This window comes from Pseudoalteromonas rubra (assembly GCF_005887115.1).
GTDB lineage: Bacteria > Pseudomonadota > Gammaproteobacteria > Enterobacterales > Alteromonadaceae > Pseudoalteromonas > Pseudoalteromonas rubra_F.
This window is the reverse complement of the sequence record NZ_PNCJ01000065.1, coordinates 1-335: the sequence shown is the minus strand read 5'-3', so window position 1 is coordinate 335 and position 335 is coordinate 1. Positions and strand designations below refer to the sequence as shown.

At 48.7% G+C, this 335-nt stretch carries 1 pseudogene; it reads right to left on the bottom strand.

Annotated features, from left to right (window positions below):
• Positions 1 to 335, bottom strand: a pseudogene (locus tag CWB98_RS23035) (transposase); the annotation flags it as partial.

Genomic DNA, 335 nt, shown 5'->3' with positions numbered 1-335 from the left:
GTCGTGCGCACTCAATGCGTTTTTTAATACTGACATAGTCCGAAGTTTCCGGAGTCTCTGCCATTTTGGCTCTGACTGGGTTCAGGTCAACATAAGCCATGCAGGCTGCCAGTGCCGCTTCATCCAGCAATGCCTGTGACTTGAACCTTCCTTCCCAAAACCGACCTGTACAACCATCTTCTTTATTGGCTCTGCGGGCTATGTCTTCATTCAGTACCCGCATAAACCAGCTGATACTCGCAAGGCGTATTCTGAATTCAGCAATATCATCCGCTAGCATACTCTGCTCCGACACACTCAGTTCATCGCCCTTTATGAACTTTTGAGTCAGCCAG